The organism is Kitasatospora sp. NBC_00315, assembly GCF_041435095.1.
In the GTDB taxonomy this organism is placed as follows: domain Bacteria; phylum Actinomycetota; class Actinomycetes; order Streptomycetales; family Streptomycetaceae; genus Kitasatospora.
Genome location: NZ_CP108025.1, coordinates 494,657 through 514,205 on the forward strand (window position 1 = coordinate 494,657; position 19,549 = coordinate 514,205).

At 73.5% G+C, this 19,549-nt stretch carries 18 protein-coding genes and 1 pseudogene; 9 read left to right on the forward strand and 10 right to left on the reverse strand.

What is annotated here, in order from left to right; translation table 11 throughout:
* Window positions 1-13: 13 nt before the first annotated feature.
* The gene (gene bla / locus OG823_RS02055; protein ID WP_371476896.1) at window positions 14-922 is read right to left on the reverse strand and encodes a class A beta-lactamase; all 909 of its coding nucleotides are present in this window, start codon (window positions 920-922) and stop codon (window positions 14-16) included.
* A 334-nt stretch (window positions 923-1,256) separates the two neighbouring features.
* On the opposite strand from bla, the gene OG823_RS02060 reads away from it, so the two are divergent.
* Together OG823_RS02060 and OG823_RS02065 are read left to right on the forward strand one after the other, a co-directional pair.
* Window positions 1,257-1,607 (forward strand): PadR family transcriptional regulator, encoded by a 351-nt coding sequence (locus tag OG823_RS02060; RefSeq protein ID WP_371476898.1) that lies wholly within the window; start codon window positions 1,257-1,259, stop codon window positions 1,605-1,607.
* The gene (locus OG823_RS02065; protein WP_371476900.1) at window positions 1,604-2,542 is read left to right on the forward strand and encodes a hypothetical protein; all 939 of its coding nucleotides are present in this window, start codon (window positions 1,604-1,606) and stop codon (window positions 2,540-2,542) included. The genes OG823_RS02060 and OG823_RS02065 overlap by 4 nt, the downstream gene beginning before the upstream one ends.
* Before the next feature lie 162 nt (window positions 2,543-2,704).
* Here the strand turns inward: OG823_RS02065 and OG823_RS02070 are convergent, their stop codons facing one another.
* The 5 genes from OG823_RS02070 to OG823_RS02090 form a co-directional block, all read right to left on the reverse strand.
* Complete coding sequence (locus tag OG823_RS02070; RefSeq protein WP_371476902.1) at window positions 2,705-3,007, reverse strand: hypothetical protein; 303 nt, start codon at window positions 3,005-3,007, stop codon at window positions 2,705-2,707.
* A complete protein-coding gene (locus OG823_RS02075; protein WP_371476904.1) occupies window positions 3,004-3,171 on the reverse strand; it encodes a hypothetical protein in 168 nt (55 codons plus the stop codon). The genes OG823_RS02070 and OG823_RS02075 overlap by 4 nt, the downstream gene beginning before the upstream one ends.
* A gap of 138 nt (window positions 3,172-3,309) precedes the next feature.
* Window positions 3,310-3,831, reverse strand: coding sequence for a GNAT family N-acetyltransferase (locus OG823_RS02080; RefSeq protein ID WP_371476906.1), 522 nt, complete (start codon window positions 3,829-3,831; stop codon window positions 3,310-3,312).
* Window positions 3,832-4,010: 179 nt separating this feature from the next.
* Window positions 4,011-4,550 carry a hypothetical protein gene (locus OG823_RS02085; RefSeq protein WP_371476908.1) on the reverse strand — a complete coding sequence of 180 codons (540 nt, stop codon included), beginning with the start codon at window positions 4,548-4,550 and terminating at the stop codon, window positions 4,011-4,013.
* A gap of 63 nt (window positions 4,551-4,613) precedes the next feature.
* The gene (locus OG823_RS02090; protein ID WP_371476910.1) at window positions 4,614-5,543 is read right to left on the reverse strand and encodes a LysR family transcriptional regulator; all 930 of its coding nucleotides are present in this window, start codon (window positions 5,541-5,543) and stop codon (window positions 4,614-4,616) included.
* Window positions 5,544-5,685: 142 nt separating this feature from the next.
* Between OG823_RS02090 and OG823_RS02095 the strand changes: the two genes are divergently transcribed.
* The 3 genes from OG823_RS02095 (at window position 5,686) to OG823_RS02105 (ending at window position 9,320) form a co-directional block, all read left to right on the forward strand.
* Window positions 5,686-6,735 carry a YncE family protein gene (locus OG823_RS02095; RefSeq protein WP_371476912.1) on the forward strand — a complete coding sequence of 350 codons (1,050 nt, stop codon included), beginning with the start codon at window positions 5,686-5,688 and terminating at the stop codon, window positions 6,733-6,735.
* A 53-nt stretch (window positions 6,736-6,788) separates the two neighbouring features.
* Window positions 6,789-7,673, forward strand: coding sequence for an NAD(P)H-binding protein (locus tag OG823_RS02100; RefSeq protein WP_371476914.1), 885 nt, complete (start codon window positions 6,789-6,791; stop codon window positions 7,671-7,673).
* 426 nt (window positions 7,674-8,099) lie between these two features.
* A complete protein-coding gene (locus OG823_RS02105) occupies window positions 8,100-9,320 on the forward strand; it encodes a glycosyltransferase (protein ID WP_371476916.1) in 1,221 nt (406 codons plus the stop codon).
* Window positions 9,321-9,629: 309 nt separating this feature from the next.
* On the opposite strand, the gene OG823_RS02110 is transcribed toward OG823_RS02105, so the two are convergent.
* Window positions 9,630-10,982 (reverse strand): MFS transporter, encoded by a 1,353-nt coding sequence (locus OG823_RS02110; RefSeq protein ID WP_371476918.1) that lies wholly within the window; start codon window positions 10,980-10,982, stop codon window positions 9,630-9,632.
* A gap of 134 nt (window positions 10,983-11,116) precedes the next feature.
* Here OG823_RS02110 and OG823_RS02115 point away from each other — a divergent pair, with 134 nt between their 5' ends.
* Window positions 11,117-12,052, forward strand: coding sequence for a LysR family transcriptional regulator (locus OG823_RS02115; RefSeq protein WP_371476920.1), 936 nt, complete (start codon window positions 11,117-11,119; stop codon window positions 12,050-12,052).
* A gap of 18 nt (window positions 12,053-12,070) precedes the next feature.
* Here the strand turns inward: OG823_RS02115 and OG823_RS02120 are convergent, their stop codons facing one another.
* Window positions 12,071-12,220 carry a hypothetical protein gene (locus OG823_RS02120; RefSeq protein WP_371476922.1) on the reverse strand — a complete coding sequence of 50 codons (150 nt, stop codon included), beginning with the start codon at window positions 12,218-12,220 and terminating at the stop codon, window positions 12,071-12,073.
* 160 nt (window positions 12,221-12,380) lie between these two features.
* On the opposite strand from OG823_RS02120, the gene OG823_RS02125 reads away from it, so the two are divergent.
* Window positions 12,381-14,666, forward strand: a complete 2,286-nt coding sequence (locus OG823_RS02125) for an ATP-dependent RecD-like DNA helicase (RefSeq protein WP_371476924.1) — start codon at window positions 12,381-12,383, stop codon at window positions 14,664-14,666.
* Between the two features lie 402 nt (window positions 14,667-15,068).
* On the opposite strand, the gene OG823_RS02130 is transcribed toward OG823_RS02125, so the two are convergent.
* Window positions 15,069-15,884, reverse strand: coding sequence for a hypothetical protein (locus OG823_RS02130; RefSeq protein WP_371476926.1), 816 nt, complete (start codon window positions 15,882-15,884; stop codon window positions 15,069-15,071).
* 846 nt (window positions 15,885-16,730) lie between these two features.
* Here OG823_RS02130 and OG823_RS02135 point away from each other — a divergent pair.
* Window positions 16,731-17,102, forward strand: coding sequence for a hypothetical protein (locus OG823_RS02135; RefSeq protein WP_371476928.1), 372 nt, complete (start codon window positions 16,731-16,733; stop codon window positions 17,100-17,102).
* Between the two features lie 188 nt (window positions 17,103-17,290).
* Here the strand turns inward: OG823_RS02135 and OG823_RS02140 are convergent.
* A pseudogene (locus tag OG823_RS02140) lies at window positions 17,291-17,491 on the reverse strand (DUF1990 family protein); the annotation flags it as partial.
* Between the two features lie 204 nt (window positions 17,492-17,695).
* On the opposite strand from OG823_RS02140, the gene OG823_RS02145 reads away from it, so the two are divergent.
* Entirely contained in the window at window positions 17,696-19,405 is a 1,710-nt protein-coding gene (locus tag OG823_RS02145) for a PKD domain-containing protein (protein WP_371476930.1), read from the forward strand.
* The last annotated feature ends 144 nt before the right edge of the window (window positions 19,406-19,549 follow it).

Below are 19,549 nucleotides of genomic sequence, written 5' to 3' on the forward strand. Positions count from 1 at the left end.
GGGCGGCCGGCGTTCAGACCAGTGCTGCCGCCAGCAGAGCGGCGGCCTCGGCGACCAGGGGTTCATCCGCCGGTGCGGCGGCCTCGTGCCCGGTGGACAGGACCGCCAGCACGATCGGCCCCCGGCCGGGCGGCCGGGTGATGCCCACGTCGTTGGTGGTGCCCCAGTCACCGGTACCGGTCTTGTCGGCCACGCTCCAGTCCCCCGGCAGTCCCGCTCGCAGGCGGTTGCCGCCGGTCGTGTTGGCCAGCAGCCAGCCGGTCAGCCGTTCGCGGTCCCGGGCTCCGAGAGCGTCCCCGAGAACAAGGCGGCCGTAGGTCCGGCCGATCGCCCGGGGGCTCGTGGTGTCGGTCACCCGCCCCGGCTCCGCCGAGTTCAGCTCGGGCTCCCGGCGGTCGAGCCGGGTCACCCCGTCGCCGATGCTGCGGCAGAACCGGGTGACCGCGTCCGGACCGCCGAGCTCCCGCAGCAGGAGGTTCGCCGCGGTGTTGTCGCTGTACTCGATGGCGGCCGCGCACAGGTCCGCGACGGTCATGCCGTGGGCGAGGTTCTCGGGCAGGCCCGTGACCGGCGCGTAGCCCGACCCCGTGACGTCCTGCTCCGTGTACCGGATGCGCCCGGCGAGGAACTCGCCGTCCCGGTCGAGGTCCCTCAGCACCGCGGCCACGGCGATCGTCTTGAACGTCGAGCACATCGGGAACAGCTCGTCCGCGCGGTACAGCACGGTGCCACCCGTGACCGTGTCGTACGCGAAGGCCCCCAGCCGCGCGGAATGCGCCTGTTCGAGAGCGCGCAACCGCCCGACGATCCCCTCGGCGTCCGTGCCCTGCGCGAACGCCCTTCCCCTGGCGGGCAGCACGACGGTGAGGGCTGTCGCGGCGGCCCCGGCCAGTACCCCACGCCGACTCGGACGAAGTTCCATGAGCGTCTTCCCCTGCTCGCGTGGCCACCGACCTTGGTGGCCGGCCGACCGATTCGAACCATTCAAACCCAGTCATCCGCACTGTGGACGCGGCTCCACCGGCCCGACGGCGGGCCACCACCGCCGATCAGCGGCGATGGCCGCAGCTCCGGCCGCACGGCCCACGGCGCGTCGGGGGCGGCCGGCGCCGCACGCCAACTCCGCCGGACCGCCGGACCGCCGGGCCCGCCCCGGCAGTTGGAAGGCCGAAAGCGGGCCGGTCGCAAGGTCGTTCAGACGGATCCCGGGCGCCGCAGCTTGTCCATAGGCCGATGATCTACCTATACTCCGGGTCATGACGCAGCGCGCACTGCAGGAACCGACCCTGCTCATGCTGACGGTCCTGGCCGACCAGCCGCGACACGGCTACGCCATCGTCCAGGAGATTCTGACGATCTCTCACGGACGGGTGCGGCTACGGACCGGCACCTTGTACAGCGCCCTGGAACGCCTCGTCCAGGAAGATCTCATCGAGGTGCACAGCGAGGAGACGGTGGCGGGCAGGCTCCGCCGCAGCTACCGACTGACCGCGCAGGGGCGAGTGGTGCTCGCCGCCGAGGCGGAGCGCATGCGCTCCGCCGCCGCGGAGGCCGAACGTCGCCTCGCCGACCCCGTGACGTCCCGTTGGAAGGAATCCTTCGCGTGAACCCGCCCCGCCCCACCGCGCCCCGGGAACAGCCCGACGACACGGCGACCGCGCCGGGCGAACCGGCGCCGCCGGCCGCCGGCCTTCTGCTGCGCATCTACCCCACCGAGTACCGCCGGCGCCATGGTGAGGAGATCGCGGCCCTCCACTGGGAGGCCCGCCAAGCGGCCGACGGGCGCGTCGCCCGCGCACGGGAGGATCTCGACCTGTTCGGACACGCGAGCCGGATCCGGCTGGGCATCTCGTCCACCACCGTGGCGGGTAGGGCGCTCGCCGCCGCTGCACCGTACGTGCTCGTCGGCGCCGGCGCCTCGGCGGTGATCGGTTTGGTCCCGACCATCTACACCCCCGAGTCCGCGACACTGCGGCCCCTCAGCACCGTGTTCGACGGGCTGCTGGCGCTCGCCGTGCTGTGTGCCGTCGCCGGGCGCTGGACCTGGGCGAGGCCGTTGGCACTCCTCGGCAGCACGGCGTACCTCCTGGCCGCCCTCGTCGTGGCGCCGCACATCGCGCCCGCACTGATCCCGTTCCTCGCACTGGTCATCGCGCTGCTGCTGAGCGCACCGCCCGACCTGCAGCCGATCTCGCTCCGCAGTCGGTGGACCATGCTGGGCACCGCGGCCGCGATCGTGCTGCCGCCGGTGGCGTGGAGTCTGGGCGTGCCGGGCCTCGTACCGTCCGGTCGCACGCCGTGGCCCCTCGTCGTGATGGCCGTGGTGATCCTCGCCGCCCTCGCGCGGTCCCGGTCGAACCCCGGTGCCGTGGCCGGTGCCTTCCTGGCCACGCTGCCCTGGTTCTGCAACGTCCTCGCCTACCACCCGACGCCGATGCTGGAGATCGAGATCGCTGCCTACGGGGCTCTGCTCCTGGTCGCGAACGGCGTGTACCTGGCGGGACGCGTCCGACGGTCCAGGGCCCGACAGCCGGTCGGTTAGCCGCCGGCAGGCAGCCCCTGCCGATCCGGCGTCCGGGCTCCCACCCGCCGCCCCCTTTGCCCGTGGGCGGGCCGGCGGGTGAGGCGTGGGCACCCCCGCCGGGCGTCCGGGCGCGCGCCCGCGACCGCCGGGCGGGCCCGTGGCGCGACGGAGCGCCGGTGGTCAGCCCAACCTGCTGCGCGAGCTGCCCGGACCGGAGCGGGCCCGGCGGGTGCGGGCCGGTCGGGACGGGCGGACGTCCGGCCGGGCCGGCTCCTCGTCCCCCGGCGCCCGGGCGGCGAGGCGGGCCTTCGCCGCGGCGAGCGCCACGGCCGCGGCCACGACCGGCTCCGGTACCCCGCGCTCGCGCATCACGCCCTGGCACAGGGAGCACCAGACCGGGCTCGCCGGGCCGTCCGAGTAGGCCATCCCCTCGGGCGGCAGGTAGTGGGCGTCGCACTCCAGGCACTCGAAGACGTACCTCATCCCACGATCACCGTGCCCAGGCCGCCGCAGGCGGAGCACGGCGACCAGAACCGGTCGACGCGGTGGACCTGGTTGCCGTTCACGTCCAGGTCGACCGTGTGCTGTTCCTTCTCCGTGCCCCGCGCCCCGGCGCACGAGGCGCAGGTGCGGATCTCCGTCCCCATAACTCCACCCTCCGTAGCCACCTGATGACGGTACCGCTCCACGGCGGGTCCTGGGGGCGCCCTGCCGGGATCGGGGCCCAGCCACCGCGACGGCTCGCACGGGCCCGGCGAAGTCCGCCGCCGTCCGGCGGCCGGGGCTCACGAGGAGAGGTCGTCACGGAGCACGCTGTAGCGCACGACGTCCCGCCACCGCCCGTCCCGGAACACGGTGCTGCGCAGGACGCCCTCACGGATGAAACCGGACTTCTCCAGCGCGCGTTGCTCGGCGATGTTCCCGGTCTCGGTGTCCGCCTCAAGCCTGACCACGGGGGTGTGCGCGAACAGATGACGCACCAGCAACCGCTGGGCCTGCGTCCCGACTCCACGGCCCCGGCCGCTCGGCAGCAGCTGGGCCCCGATGTTCCAGCAGTACGAGGTCCGCGAGGTCACCACCTTCCTCCACGCCACGAAGCCGTGCCGGTCGGCGCCGGTCACCACCATCAGCTGACCGCCGTCCTCGTTCAGCAAGCCGTCCTGAACCCAGCGGCGGCGCCAGCGCCCCGGATCCGACCAACCCAGCCACTGGAACGGCCCGGCCGCCTCCGGATCCGTCAGAAACCGCTCAAGCAGGGGCAGGTCGTCCTCGACCACTGGACGCAGCATCACGCGATCGTCGCTCACCCCGCCACCGTAGGCACTGCCGCCCGTCCGCGTGACGCCTTCGGGTGCCCCGGCACGACCTCGCCGGCAGCGTTGGTCGTCCTCCCGCTGTGAGCCCTGACCCACTCGGCGCCGGCGTGGCGCTCCCTGACGTGCCGTACCGCGCCGAGTCGTGCCGTGCCGTGCCGTGCCGCGTCGCGTCAGGGGAGGAACTCCACCTCCGGGAAGGCCGCGCTCGGGCCGTCGAGCAGGTGTCCGTTGCGATTCCGGAGGTGCAGGTCGAAGAAGGCGAGCGGGTAGGCCTGCTGGATCCGCACCGCCCGGGCCGGGTCGAGGGTGCCGGTCCACTCCCGGAGCTCCTCCTCGCTCATGCCCACCGCGCCCGCCGGCTGCGGAATCAGTACCTGGTAGTCGCCGTACGACCCGTGGACCGCGCCCTCGGCCCGGAGGTTGAGCCGCCAACCCCGCAGGTGTGACCAGAACTCGGCGACGCTCGGCTCCTCGGCCCTGCCGAACTCGGCGGTCACCAGCAGGAACGGCCGATCCAGCTCGGTGGTGACCGTCGGTTGCATCGGGGCGTCCAGGCTCAACCCGGCCCGGACCCGCCGGTCCTCGCTCATGACGAGGGCCGTCGCCGTCCCACCCTTCGAACAGCCGAACATGCCGATCCGATGCACGTCGAGCGCGCCGCCGAGAGGGCTGGTGCAACGGCCGCTGTGACGGCTCCCTGGATCTTCCATCAGCCTGCTCCCGCGACGTCCGGACACCGGACACACCCGTCACCGGGTGATCCCGCCCTCCCCTCACCTACCGGTCGGGCCCCGTGAGTCGTCGCCCTCTGTGCCCGGCGGCGCCAGGACAGCGCTCGCCAGGCGGTCACGGAACCAGCGGTGCCCCGGGTCGGCCGAGTTGCGGGGATGCCACGCCATCGCGAGCTCCAGGGGCGCGAGGTCGAGCGGGATCGGGAAGGTCCGCAGTCCCATGGCGGAGACCGTGCCGGGGAGCCAGTCGGCCAGGGTGAGCGCGACGAGGTCGGTGTCGCGGGCGATCATCATCGCGCTCGTGTGGCTGGGCACGATGACCGCCAGCCGGCGCCGCAGGCCGAGTTCCGCGAGCGCGCTGTCGATGGGCCCGAGACGCTTGCCGAGCCGGGAGATGCCGATGTGGTCGGCCGCGGCGAACCGGCGGGCGTCGATCCGGCCGCCGAAGAGGGGATGACCTGCGCGGGCGACGCCCACCAGCGTCGCCCGGGTGAGCCGTCGGGTGTGGATCTCCGGGTCCAGGTGTCCGAGGACGCCCAGTTCGACGTCCACCGTGCCCTGCCGCAGCGCGGGACCGCCCTCGACCGCCTCCGGCAGGAAGACCACGTCCACCTGCGGAGCCTCCCGGTGAATCCGGTCGGTCAAGGTCCCCGCCAGGCCCGCCAGGAGCAGTTCGGTGGTCTGCACGGTGAACGTGCGCTGGAGATGCACCGCCTCGAAACCGGCGCCCGGTCGTAGGACGTCGTCGCAGCCGCGCAGCAACGCGCCGACCTCGTCGCGGAGTTCCAGCGCCCTCGGGGTCGGGACCATCCCCTGACCGGCACGGACCAGCAGCGGGTCACCGACGGCACGGCGCAGGCGCGCCAGGGTACGGCTGGCCGCCGCCGGTGACGTACCGAGCCGCTCCGCGGCGCGGGTGACGCTGTTCTCCTGAAGCAGGGCGTCCAGGGCTCGCAGCAGATTGAGGTCCATTCAAGCTCCTGAACTGCATTTTTACGCTGGCGTCAATGATTCGGTGCTCATCCTTGCATTGTCGCGGGGCTCTACTCGCGCCGAGAGTGGAGGTGCCGGCGAGAACGCCCGGCAACCCGTCCGACGCACTTGAGGAACCCCCATGCAGCAGTCCCCGCGCGCCGGCCGAGAAGGCGACGTTCTGGCCGTGGTCGGCCAGGGCGGACCATCGGTCTCGTTCTTCGACGCCGTCTCCGACCGGCACCTGGGTTCGGTCGAAACCCTCGCCCAACCGCACGAACTCTGCTTCGACCCGTCCCAGCGCCTGCTGTGGTGCACGATGACCTACCACTCGGGCTACTACCACGCGAACGGCGGGCCGCGCACCGAGCTGACCGTCATCGACCCCGACACCCGCCGCATCGTCGAGGTCGTCGACCTCGCCCCGGAACACGCACCGCACGGGCTGGCGCTGGACCAGGCACGCGGCCGCCTCTACGTCAGCGTGGAGGGTTCGGCGGACCGGCCCGGCGGTGTCGTCGTGATCGACACCCGGACCGGTCGGCCGGTGGGCCGGATCGACACGGACGCACCCGGCTCGCACTGGGTCGCCATCGACGCGGCAGGGCGGACCGCCTACGTGGCCAACAAGGAGGCGCCGTTCGTGTCCGTCCTCGACCTCGACCGGGCGGCCCTGGTCGCGAAGGTCGAGGTGCCGGGCAGCGAGGGGCTGGCCGTCCGCGCCGACGGTACGCGCGCCTACGTCGCCGCGCCCTACGGCGGCGCCTTCGCCGCCGGGGACGGGCCGGCCCCCGGCATCGCGGTCATCGACACCCGGACCGCGACCGTCGTCGAGACCCTGGCCACGCGCAACCGCGTCCTGCCGCTGCACCTGACCTCCACCGGCAGGCTGCTCGCGGGCGAGGTACGGGTGGAACACGACGCGGCGGGACGGGTCGCCCGGATGGCACCGGGCCGGCTCACCGTGTTCTCCACCGACACCCACGAGCAGCTGGGCGCGGTGGAGGTGGGCCTGTGCCCACTGACCGTCAGCTCCTCCCCCGACGGCCGGATCGCCTACGTGGCCTGCTACGCCTCGTCCACCGTCGACGTCGTCGACCTGGAGACGCTCCGGCGCCTGGCCCGGCTGGACCTCACCGGGCTCGGCGGGTCCGGGGCCCACGGACTGGCCTACCTCCCGCGCCCGGCGTGACCTCGCCGGCAACCCCTCACCCACCCGACACCAAGGACAGGAAGACCACCCGAATGATCGTCATCACCGCACCCACCAGCGCCATCGGCCGACTGCTCGTCGCGGACCTGCTCGACCGGGGAGCCGAGCTGCGGCTGGTCACCCGCGACCCCTCGCGGCTGGCACCCGAGGTCCCTGCGCGGGCCGAGGTCGTCGAGGGCTCGCACGGCGACGCCGCCGTCATCGACCGCGCGTGTCACGGCGCCGAGGCCGTCTTCTGGCTCGCGCCCGACGACGGGAACGCCCCGAGCACCGAAGCCGCGTACGTCGACTTCACGCGCCCCGCGGCCGAGGCGTTCGCCCGCAACGCCGTCCGTCGCGTCGTCGCCATCACCGCGCTCGGCCGCGGCACTCCGTTGGCCGAGCACGCCGGGCCGGCCACCGCGTCCCTGGCGATGTGCGACCTGATCGCCGCCTCGGGCGTCGCCTTCCGGGCCGTGGCCTGCCCGTCCTTCATGCACAACCTGCTCCGCCAGGTCGGCGCGATCAAGGAACAGGGCACCTTCTCCATGATGATCGACCCGGATCTGAAGAGCCCCACCGTCGCCACCCGCGACATCGCCGCCACCGCCGCGCGGCTGCTCCTCGACGACTCGTGGGAGGGGTCCGGCCAGGTGGCCTGCCTCGGCCCCGAGGACCTGTCGCCCGACGAGATGGCACGGATCGTCTCCGAGGTCCTCGGAAAGGAGATCGGCTACCGCCGGATCCCCGGCGCGGCGCTCAAGGAGCGCTTCACCGGCTTCGGCATGACCGACGCGATGGCGCAGGGCATGATCGACATGTTCGACGCCAAGAACAGGGGCCTCGACAACGCGGAGCCCCGTACCGCGGAGTCGACGACTCCGACGACGTTCCGGCAGTGGTGCGAGGACGTCCTCAAGCCGGCCGTGACGGCCTGACCGCGCCGGGAGCACGCCCCCGAGGGGCCGGGGCACGGCCGCCCGGCCGCCGCCGGCCGCCACCGCCGATCCCGGGCCAGGCCGCGGTCGTCGACCTGAGCCCCTGTGGGGCCGGGCGGACCACACCGCTCTCGTTCCGCCGTGATCGAAGCGGTGCAGGACGGCGTACCGGCGTTCGTGGTCGACCCGGTCGGGACCGTGCCTGTAGCCGGGCGGGAAGCCGCCCGTGGTCCGGGCGAAGAACAGGCCACCGTCGAAGCGACCGACCGTGTCGGTGCGGTAGGCCGGCTCGTACCGGACCGGTGTGAGGTCCGGGATCGCCGCGGCCGGACGGTGGCCGATCACCGGAGGGCCAGTCGGCCCGAGGTCGAGGATCAGGTTCGGACCGCGTTCGAGCACTCTGTCTCCGTCCGGGAGAATCACCCCATGCGGATCCTGATCATCACCGCCGGTTCCCGCGGGGACGTCGCGCCGTTCACCGGCCTGGGACGACGCCTGCTGGACGCCGGGCACGAGGTCACCGTGGCTGCTCATCCGTCCTTCGCCACCCTCGTCGGCGGATGCGGCCTCGGCCACCATCCCGTGCCGGGAGACCCGCGGGAACTGATCAGATCCTGGTCCCGGGCGGCGTCCAGGGACGAGGCCCGGGCGCTGACGAGGGCGTACGTGGACGGGCTCGCCGACGGTGTGGCGACAGCCGTCGCGGACGGCACCGACCTGGTGCTCACGGCCCACGCTCCGGCCCTGCTCAGCCGTACGGGCGGCGAAGCCCTCGGCGTCCCGGTCATCGAGACCCACCTCGTACCGGCGTTCGCCACCGGGGAGTTCCCGCTGCCCGGCGCGCCGGGCGGCGAGGACCTGGGGCCGCAGGGCAACCTGGCCGCGGGCCGGGCGGTGCTGAGCCGCCGGGACCAGCTCTTCGCGGACGCCGTGATCCGACTGCGGGCCCGCCTCGGCCTGCCCGCGGGCGCACCGGCGACACCGGTGGGGGACGACCGGCCGGTCTTCGCCGGTTTCAGCCCGCTGGTGCTGCCGCGCCCGACGGACTGGCCGTCCCGGGTCGAGGTGACGGGCTACTGGTGGCCCCCTCGGCCGGACGGCTGGCGTCCCCCGGCCGAGTTGGTCGACTTCCTCCAGGCCGGCCCGCCGCCGGTGTTCATCGGCTTCGGCAGCATGGCACCGGGTCAGGGGGAACGACTCGGCGAGCTGGTGAGCGCGGCGGTGAAGCGGGCGGGGGTGCGCGCGGTGGTGCAGGCGGGATGGGCCGAGCTGAGCGGTGGCGGCGACGACGACGTCCTGACCATCGGGGACGTTCCGCACGACTGGCTCTTCCCCCGCACGGCCGCCGTCGTGCACCACGCAGGAGCGGGTACCACCGGGGCCGGGCTGCGGGCCGGGGTGCCCGCCGTACCGGTGCCCGTCCTGGCCGACCAGCCGTTCTGGGCGGCCCGGCTCCACCGGTTGGGAGTCGCGCCGCGGATCCTGCCGTTCCAGGACCTCGGCGCCGAAGCCCTCGGCGCCGCGATCACGATGTGCGTGACCGAGCCGGCCCACCGCCGCCGCGCGGCGGAACTCGCCCGCCGGATCGCGTCGGAGGACGGCGCGGCCGCAGTGCTCGCCCACGTCGCCTCGGAGGCCGACCGGTGAGACCGAGGCGCGGATCGGCACCGCGCGACAACCCTCGACGTAGCGTCAGGCCGTCGGGGCGGGCTGCCCCACCTGCCCCACCGGCCCGGCCGGGTCTGCGAACGGCGTCTCCACCGTCGGGCCGCTCCGAAGCCGTGACGACTCCCGCAGCAGCGGCCGGGCCGGACGGCCCCTTCCTCGCCACCGAATTCGTCCACACGCCGGATGGCGAGGCCATGTACGAGGACTTCTCCACCGACCGGTCCTCACGCTCTGACGCTCGGCGGCGTGCGACGGGTACACCGAGCGGACGGCAGCCGTCCCGGCCGGTCAGACGCGGCTCGGTGCCGAACCCGGCTCCGGCACCTGCTCCGGCCCCGGCTCGGGGACAGGCACCGCCGTGCGGCGGGGGAGCAGCAGCGGGGTCGCCAGCAGGAGGACGCCGGCCAGGGCGATGGCCGTACGCGGGCCGAGCACGGCGCCCAGCACGCCCCACGTGGCCGTCAGGAGCGCGGTCGACGCCTTGGTCGTCACGGCCCAGGCGGACAGCGTGCGGGCGACCCGGTCGGTCGGGGTGCGCTCCAGACGGTAGGTGGCGTGGACGGGGTTGAAGATGCCGCAGCAGAGGATGAGGCCCAGCTCGACGCCCATCACCAGGACCAGCCCTCCGGCCCCGGGGCCCAGGAAGGCCAGGCCGACGGGCCAGATCGCGCGCAGTGCCCCGACCGCGACCAACACCTGGTGCTGCCCGAACCGCGTGACGAGCGGTCGGGCCAGCCGTGAACCGATCAGCCCGCCGATCGAGGGCACGGCGAAGGCGAGGCCGTACTGCCATGGCGCGAAACCGAGCCGGCCGAGCATGAGGACCGCCAGCAGCGGTTCCGCGGCCATCACCAGGCCGTTGAACACGGCGGTGTTGAGGAGCAGCGCACGCAGCGTCGGGTCGGCGAGGATGAACCGCCAGCCGTCGAGCAGGTCGCCGGCGCGCATCCGCGCGGCTTCCCGGTGCCCGGGCGGCGGCTCGCGGTCGCCCCTCTCGTGGGCGCCCCTCGTGCGGTCATCCCTCTCGTGGTCGTCCCTCTCGTGCCCGCCCGTCGCGCGGATGCCCAGGGCCGAGAGCAGGTAGCTGACCGCGTCGGCCACCAGCGTCGCCACCGGACCGAGGAGACCGAACGCGGCGCCGCCCAGCGGCGGTCCGATGATCGTGGTCGTCCAGGCCGTGGACTCGAACCGGGCGTTGGCGGCGAGCAGGTCCTCGGCCGGCAGCAGCGTCTTCAGGTAGGCGCCGGAGGCGGCGCGGAAGGTGATGTCGGCCGCCGCGACCACGACCGAGACCAGCAGGAGCTGGAGGAGGGAGAGGACGCCGAGCGCGAACGCGACGGGGATCGTCAGCAGCGCCGCGAACCGCACCAGGTCCATCGCGACCAGCACCGGCCGCTTGCGGCGGAACTCCACCCACGGGCCGAGCGGTACCGCCACGACCGCGCCCACCGCAGCCCCCACGGAGGAAAGCGCGGCGACCTCGGCCGGGCCGGCGTGCAGCACCCGGATGGCGATCAGCGGGAACGCGCCGAAGGCGAGCCACGTGCCGAGCGCGCTGGTCGCGTACGCTCCCCAGAGCCAGCCGAACCGCCGCCCCAGCCCCGGTCCGAGCAGGTGCCCCAGCCGGTGCCCGTTCCTCATGCCCGACTCTCCTCGCCACTCACCCGCACAACCGATCCGCGATCGGAATCATCAAATCGAGGCCCATGGCCGGGGGTCAAACAACCATGGGGGCGCTCACCCACAACCAATGGTTGTACTCGTAGGGTGTCGACATGGACCTCGACACCGTCCGGACGTTCGTCGCCGCCGCCGACGCGGGGCAGTTCCAGCAGGCCGCCGCCGAGCTCGCGGTGACCCAGCAGGCCGTCTCCAAACGCGTCGCCGCGCTGGAGCGCGACCTCGGGGTGCGGCTGTTCACCCGCTCCGCTCGCGGCGCCGAGCTCACCATCGACGGGCAGGCGTTCCTGCCCCACGCGCGCGAGCTGCTGCGCGTCGCCGAGCGCGCGGCCGACTCCGTGCGCACCGGCCGCCGCCCGCTGCGCGTGGACGTGATCGCCTCGCGCGGAGCGGCCTCGGGCCTGATGCGCGGTTTCCATCAGGTGCACCCCGAGATCGACCTCGACGTGGTGATGCTGTTCGACATCGAGACGGCCGTCGCCGCCATCCGGTCCGGCGCGATCGACGCGTCCTTCCGCGCCGTCGCCGTGCCCGGCCGGCCCCTACCCGAGGACATCGAGTCCGTCCGGGTGCTCGACGAGCCGCTTCAGCTCCTCACCGGCCCCGCCCACGCGCTGGCGGGCGCCCGATCGGTCACCGTCGCGCAGCTCGCCGGGCACCGGATCTGGATGCCCGGCATCGTCCCCGGTACCGAGTGGGCCGCCTACTACGACGACCTCGTCGCCGAGTTCGGCCTCACCATCGAGGCGACCGGCCCGAACTTCGGCTCCGACGCGCTCCTCGACACCGTCGCCGACACCCCGGCCCTGGCCACCTTCATGGGCGGGCAGACCCGGCTCATCTGGCCCGCAGGCCACGGCCTGCGCCGCATCCCGGTGACCGACCCGACGCCCGTCTACCCGCACTCGCTCCTCTGGCACCGCGACAACCCCCACCCGGCGCTGGCCACCCTGCGCGCCCACCTCGCCGCCACGGCGACCGGCCACGACGCCGCCGGGACCTGGACGCCGAGCTGGGTGATCCCGCTGTGAACGCCCCCGCGCACGCGATCATCGCGGCGAGATCGACGGGCCGCGGCGACCGGCACCGGCTACCGGTACCGACACCGGCTCCAGGTGCAGGTACAGGTACAGGTGCAGGTACAGGTGCAGGTGCAGGTGCAGGTGCAGGTGCAGGTGCTGAGCGTCCCGGGGAAGCACGGTTCGGGTGAAGCCGGCCGGTCCTGGCCCGGCGCGGACAGGGTCGGCGCCCGCGGACACCGGGGCGGGAGTTGACGGTCCGGCGGACACGTGCCCGGCAGGAGCGGTAGCGTCCAAGATCAGGCCCGGGCCGCCCGGGCCGCACACCGGGAGCGTGCACGTGGCCGAGGAAGAGCAGACGGTCGAGGGGATCGTCGAGCGGATCGTGTTCGTCGGCCGGGCCGGCTTCACCGTGATCCGCCTCGGGCTGGAGGACGGGCGGAGCATCGCGGCGAAGGGCCCCGTCCTGCTGGGGGTGCGGCCCGGCGAGACCCTGCGGCTCACCGGCCGGCACGGCCTCGACGCCGTCCACGGTGCGGAGTTCACCGCCGACGCCTGCGCGTACGTCGAGCCGGCGACCCGTCACGCGATCCGCAGCTACCTCGCCTCCGGCCTGGTCCGGGGTATCGGCCCACGCCTCGCCGAGGCCATCGTGGACGAGTTCAAGGAGGACACCCTCACCGTCGTGGACACCACCCCCGAGCGGCTCCTCGAGGTGCACCTGATCGGGCCGGCGCGGTGCGCGGAGATCATCGCCTCCTGGCAGCAGCACCAGGAGATCCGGCAACTGATGGTCATGCTGCAGAGCGCCGGGGTCTCCCCCACCCACGCCCCGCGCATCGCGCACTACTTCCGCGTCGAGCGCGGCGAGGCGGAGGGGGTGACGGACGTCCTGGAGATCGTCCAGGACAACCCGTACCGCCTCACCGAGGTCTACCGGATCGGCTTCAAGCTCGCCGACAAGGTCGCGCTGTGGCTCGGCTGGCCCGAGCGCAGTCCCGAGCGGCTCCAGGCCGCCCTGCTGCACACCCTGGACGCCGCCGCCCTGGACGGCCACTGCTTCCTGTTCGAACGCCAACTCGTCAGGCAGACGATCAGCAGGGCGCTCGGTGACCCTGAGCTCGAAGTGCTCCTGTGGGATCAGCTCGACGCCCTGCGCGCAGCGCGCCAGGTCGTCGTCCAGCCCGTGCCGTACCAGGACGTTGACCACCCGGCCGTGTTCAGCCCGCGCCTGCACGCGGCCGAGACGTCCGTCGCCGCCCGCGTCGCCCGGCTGAACCAGGCCGGCAGCAGGCTGGCGCGGCTGGGCCGCTGGACGGACGCGCCGCTGCCGCTCACCGACAGCGCCCTCGAACTCGCCCCGGCCCAGGAGCAGGCCGTCCGGATGGCGCTCAGTCGGCCGCTGTCGGTGCTGACCGGAGGACCGGGCTGCGGGAAGTCCTTCACGGTCAGCGCGATCGTCGACATCGCGGAGGCCGCCGGAGGCCGCGTGAGCCTGGCCGCTCCCACCGGCCGCGCCGCCAAGCGGCTCGCCGAGCTCACCGGGCGCACCGCCACCACGGTCCACCGGCTCATCCGCAGACCCCGCGAGGACGACCACTCCCCCGCCACCCTCTTCGACCACCAGGACCCGCTGGACGCCGACCTCATCGTCATCGACGAGGCGTCCATGCTCGACCTCCCGCTCTTCGACCGCCTGCTGGAGAAGATCCGTCCCGGCACCCACCTTCTGCTGGTCGGCGACGTCCACCAACTGCCCAGCGTCGGACCGGGGAAGGTCCTCTACGACCTACTGCGCGTCCGGGCCGTCCCCCGGGTGTCCCTCACCGAGATCTTCCGCCGGGGCAGGGACAGCGCCATCACCGTCAACGCCCACCTCATCAACGCCGGCCGGCAACCCGGCAACGGCCGGGACTTCTGGTTCATCCCCGTCAGCAGGCCGCAGGACATCGCCGACCAGGTCGTCGACATCGTCACCCGCCGCCTCCCCGCCGGCTGCAACGCCCGGCCGGGCGACATCCAGGTGCTCGCCCCCGGCCGCACCGGCCCCACCGGAACCCACGAGCTCTCCCTCGCCCTACAGGCCGTCATCAACCCGGCGACCGAAACGACCGGCCAGCACTGGGGCGACGGCCGCCCCTTCCGCCCCGGTGACCGCGTCATCGCGGTGCGCAACGACCCCCGCAAGGGCCCGCGCGGCGTCCTCAACGGCTCCACCGCCACCGTCACCGCCCTCGACGACAAGGACCGCGAACTCCGTGTCCGCCTCGACGACGGCGACACCGCCGTCTACGGCTACGACGAACTCGACGTCCTCCTCCACGCCTACGCCATCACCGTCCACCGCGCCCAGGGCAGCGAATACCCCTACGTCGTCGTCCCCCTCACCACCACCGGCAGCGCCTACAAACTGCTGCGCCGCAACCTGCTCTACACCGCCGTCACCCGCGCCAAACAGATGCTGGTGCTCGTCGGCGACCCCGCCGCCCTCGAACTCGCCGTCCGGCGACCCGAACCGGCCCGCAACACCACCCTCGCCGCACGGCTCCACGCCGCGCTCGAAGGCACTCCCCCGCTCTCGAAGCCGCTGAGAGCGGCCGACGGCCAGACCGTACTGCCCTGCTGAAGCGCCGGAGTCGCCCTGCTCACGTGGCTCGGCCCCATCCCGGCGCACGGCACGGGCCGCACCCCGGCGCCCCGGGTGGGGCGACCGGGGCCGGGGTGACGATCTCGACGTGGCCCGCCCGGCCGGCGGCGGGTCGGGGGTCGGTGCCCCGGGCCTCGACGGGCTGGGCCTCGGCGGTGCTCGCTCGTGACGAGCAGCGGCGGTCCGGGCGGACCGCGGTCGCGGGCAGCTGCTGCGGACCTGCGTCACCGGACGGTCCCGCGGGTCCGCGACGATACGGGGGTCAGCCCCGGATCATGTTGTCGGCGATGGCCGCGTTGCCGTCCGTGGCCGGCGCCGAGACGGCGGTGGTCCGGTCCGCGGCGGTCGACCGAGTGGGCGCGTCGTTCCCCGGGCCGGCGGTCACATCCCCGGGAGCGGCGGCCAGTACGCCATCGCGTACGACTGGTAGGCGCGGTCGGTGGTGCACGGGGCCTCGAAGGGGGCGGCCCAGACGTTGACGGCGTGGGTGTCCACGGCGGCCAGGACGCAGTGATGGGCCGTACCCAGCGCGAGCAGGGCGACCCCGGAGTGTGTGGTGAGGGCGCGGGGCACGGCGGGGTCGATCTGCGCGGTGGTCAGCAGTCCGGTCAGCAGTGCTGTGTCGGGCTGGAGCAGGGCGGGGGCGGGCCGGGTGGCCTTCCGGATCCGATCGGCGAGATCTTCCGTGTGCCGCTGGGCCGACAGGACACCGTCCGGCACGGCGGTGGCAGCCGGGGAGGCGTCGCCGCCTGCCGCCCGCGCGCCGGGCTGCGGGGGCGGCGGCAGGTCCTTCGGGCAGCTGATCAGCCGGTGGCGCAGGGTGTACAGCATGTTGGTGAACGTGTAGCGGTAGCAGGACTGGACGCCCTTGCCCGGGCCCCAGTCGAGTACCGAACGGGGAACCGCCCCGCCGAAGAGGTAGTCCACCTCGACCGTACGGTCGGTGGCACTGTGCTGCTGGCGTACGTCGAGCAGCGCGACGCCCCCTGTCCCCGCACCGGCGAGCTCGAAGCGCCGGTCGTCGCCCGTGTTGTTGAACCGGTAGAGGTTCTGCTGCAGCACGTCGTCGAGGTGGTCCGCGTCGGCTCTCATCTGCGCGGTGGGCACCTGCGGGTCGCTGAGCGGGCTGAGCTCGTACCCCCCGAGGAGCACCCCCGCGATCACCGTGGTCACCGCCGCCTTCTGCAGTACGCCCATTTCCCCGCCCCGATCCGCGTTCCGATGGTCCGTCAGTACTGCCGCCTGTACGGTCCCGGGTGAGGCCCGCCGCGCAGGCGCCGTTCGAGACCGACACCGCACTCGGCCGGGCGGCCGCCGGGACGGACGCGGGCCCGGCACGGGCCCGGTACGGACCCGGCAGGCGCGCGTTCGGCCGGGAAGACCGGGAGGGCCAAGCCGTCCGCGAGCGCGCCGTCCGTGGAGCAGGTCGGTGCCGCGGCCGGCACCCGGGTGGATCGCGGGCAACCTGCCGTGGCGGCGTGGACCGACGCGTCGTACGGCTTCGCGCCGGGGGCACCGATGCATCGTGCGTTCCCCCCACACGCCCCGTCCACCGGCCGGTCGGCCGTTCTCCGGAGCCTACCCCGCGCCATCGACGGGCTCCTGAGATTTGTCTGCCCCGGTGACTCGGCGGCCGGCGCAGGCTGCGGGACGGGCCGAGGGGCCGCCCGGCCACCGACGCTCGGACGGTCGAGGTGGCCCGGTCATCGGTGCGCGCCACCGCTTCCCCTGACTTCCGCCTTCTCCACCGGCCGCTGCCGGCCCGCGCTCGGAGGGTGGGGTCGACGGAAGGACCGGATCGCCGGGCGGGCCGGGCGCCGGGCCGAACCCTGGCTCGTACAGCTGGCGGTGGAGTGGCGGACCGTCAGAGCCGTGGCCGCAACCGGCCTCGGCGGGCACGTCGGCGGATACGTCGGCACGTCGGCACGTCGGCACGTCGGCACGTCGGCACGTCGGCACGTCGGCACGTCGGCACGTCGGGCCGATCGTCGGCCGGACCGGGCTCGACGAAGCGAACTCGCCGCCGTCGCGGAAGCCACCCGTATGGACCCCACGGATCTGCCCGGCTACGCGGGCCGCATCCACGACTACTTCGCGGCCCAGCCCGAACACTTCCGACTGATGACCTGGGGCCAGCTGGAGCTGGCCGCCCCCGGGGTGCGCCCCGACGACGCCATCCAGCGGGCCGCCGCCCACAGGATCGAACAACTGCGCACCGCGCAGGAGACCGGCCACCTGGACCCGGCCTGGGACCCTCTCGACGTTCTCGTCTTCGTCAACCAGATCGCGATGTCCTGGGCCAACCGTCCCGATCTCGCCCGGACACTCTCCCCCGAGGACCACGCCCTGCACCTGGCGGCCCGCCGAGCGGCCATCGTCGCCGCCGTCCAGCGCCTGTTCCCCGCAACTCCGTAAGGGCCGGCGGCAGGGCCGAACAGGGACCTGGCCGCTCCCCGAAGTCCGGAACGGCGGAACGGGCGTAACAGGCGAGACGGACAGGGCGGACAGGACGACGTCGAATCGACTGGGCGGGGGTGGCCTGCAGGGCCCCGACGTTCGAAAAGCAGCGCCCGCGCCACCGAGCCCGCCCACCCGGAGCCGCGCGCGCTCAGCCTCCGCAGAACTCGCCCGCAGCGCCGGGCGTAGAGCCTCTGGAACACCGGGGCGAATGGGTACCCGACGCGGGTGTACCAACGGGCCGGAAGGCTGAGGGCCGTGACGGTGAGCCAGACACTCCCGTCCGGGGCCGACTCCACCACGAACGCCTCCTCTCCGCACTCCGGGTGGCCGGGAAGGGTTCCATGCTGAACTCGTCCGTCCCGGGCCTCCCTCCGTCCGGCAGCCCCCACCAGCGTCCCGCGCCGCAGGCCCGCAGGTTGCTCCGGGTGTGCCGGGCCTCGGATCTGTACCATGATCAGGTATTCGAAGGGTGCCGAACACCTTCTGACGCTTGAGGAAAAATGGGGGGATCGGTGCGCAATCGCCGACTCGTGGTTTCTGCTGCCTTCGTGGCAGCGGGTGTTGGTCTCACTCCGGGAATCGCCCGGGCGGCGGATCCCGTCGCTCCTGCGGCGCCCGCCACTCAGGGGGTCGCCGCGACCGGGATCGGCCCGGACGCGGTACGGGGACTCGACGGCAGGACGTTCAGCAGCCCGGCCGACCGTACGGTGGTCGCGCCGAGGTCCGCTGACCGGACCGGCGACGCCGCGCGGGCCCAGGGCACCCAGGGCACACAGGGCACCCAGGGCACCCAGGGCAGCTCGTATCTCGCGATAGCCCTGGACGCCACGGCGCCCAGCGCGCATTCGATCGATCTGCGGAGCATCGTCACCACCCTGGACGACGCCGCGTTCGACATCAGCATCTCCTGGGGCGACGGGACCACCGACAAGGTCACCGGCGGCGCCACCGCCGACAATCTGCACTCCGACCTCCGCCACACCACGCACACGTACGCCGCGGTCGGGTCGTACGACGTCAAGGTCACGGCGAAGGACACCACGCACGACGTCGAGGCCGTGAACGAGCTCAGGTTCGTCACCTCGGGAGCCGAGTTCACCTCGCACACGCCGACCCGGCTGCTGGACACCCGGGCGGGCATCGGCGCCGCGCAGGCGAAGGTGGCGGGGCGGAGCTCGGTGGCCCTGAAGGTCGGGGGGTCCGCCCAAGTCCCCGTCGGGGTCTCCGCGGTGGTCCTCAACGTCACCGTCACCGACACCACGGCGGCGGGTCACATCTCGGTGCAGCCGGCGAAGGACCTGGCCGAGGGCGCCGAGACGTCGAACCTGAACTTCGTCGCGGGCCAGAGCGTCTCGAACCTGGTGGTCGCGGCGGTCGGCGAGGACGGGTACGTACACCTGTTCAACGGGGGCTGGGAGTCGGTCGACCTGCTCGCGGACGTCACCGGCTACTTCACGCCGTCGCCCGCCAGCGGCTACACCACGCTCACCCCGGTCCGGGCCGTCGACACCCGTGAGGGCCTGGGGACGGCCAAGGGCCAGATCGCCGGGCAGGCGAGCTTCGGGGTCGACATCGCCGGGCGCAGGGGCGTACCGACGGGTGTCACCGCCGTCGCGATCAACCTGACGGTCACCAACCCGCAGGAGGCCGGTCACCTGACCGTCTATCCCAGCGGGCAGACGGCGCCCGCCACCTCCAGCGTGAACTTCGCGGCCGGCGGGACGGTCGCGAACTCGGTGATCGTGCCGGTCGGACCCGACGGTAGGATCACCGTCCGCAACGGCAGTTGGGCACCGGCGGACGTGGTGGTCGACGTCGTCGGCTACTACAGCCCCGACAGCCGGTCCGCCCTCGTGTCGGCCCGGGTGCCGTTGCGGATCATGGACAGCCGCACGGACAGCTGGGGCCGGAAGGCCGGCCCGCTGCCGGCCCGTTCGTACCTCGCCCTGCGACTCGAAGGCGACACGACCTCCCCCGACGTCGACGGCTGGGTGCTGAACACCACGGTCACCAACACGACCGGCGCCGGCTTCCTGTCGGTCGCCCCGGACCCGAACTTCTGGTCCGCATACCAGAACGGCACCGCGGTCACGCCGGAGCGGCCCGTCGCCTCGACCCTGAACTGGACGGCAGGCGCGAGCGTCCCGAACGTGGCGCAGACGCCCGGGGGCAAGGGGGGCATCGTCGACCTCTGGAACCAGGGCTGGGAGAACATCGACCTGGTCGTCGACCTGCTCGGGTTCTACCAGACGAACTGATCCACCGGTGGTTCCACGGGGCGGTGCACCCTACGACGCACCGCCCCGGTTCGGCCCCACGGCCGACGGCCGTCCCGCAGGGCGGGCACGGCTGAGCCGAGGGCGGCGGCCACCGACGCCGTGTCGATGCCCGCCGCCCTCGGC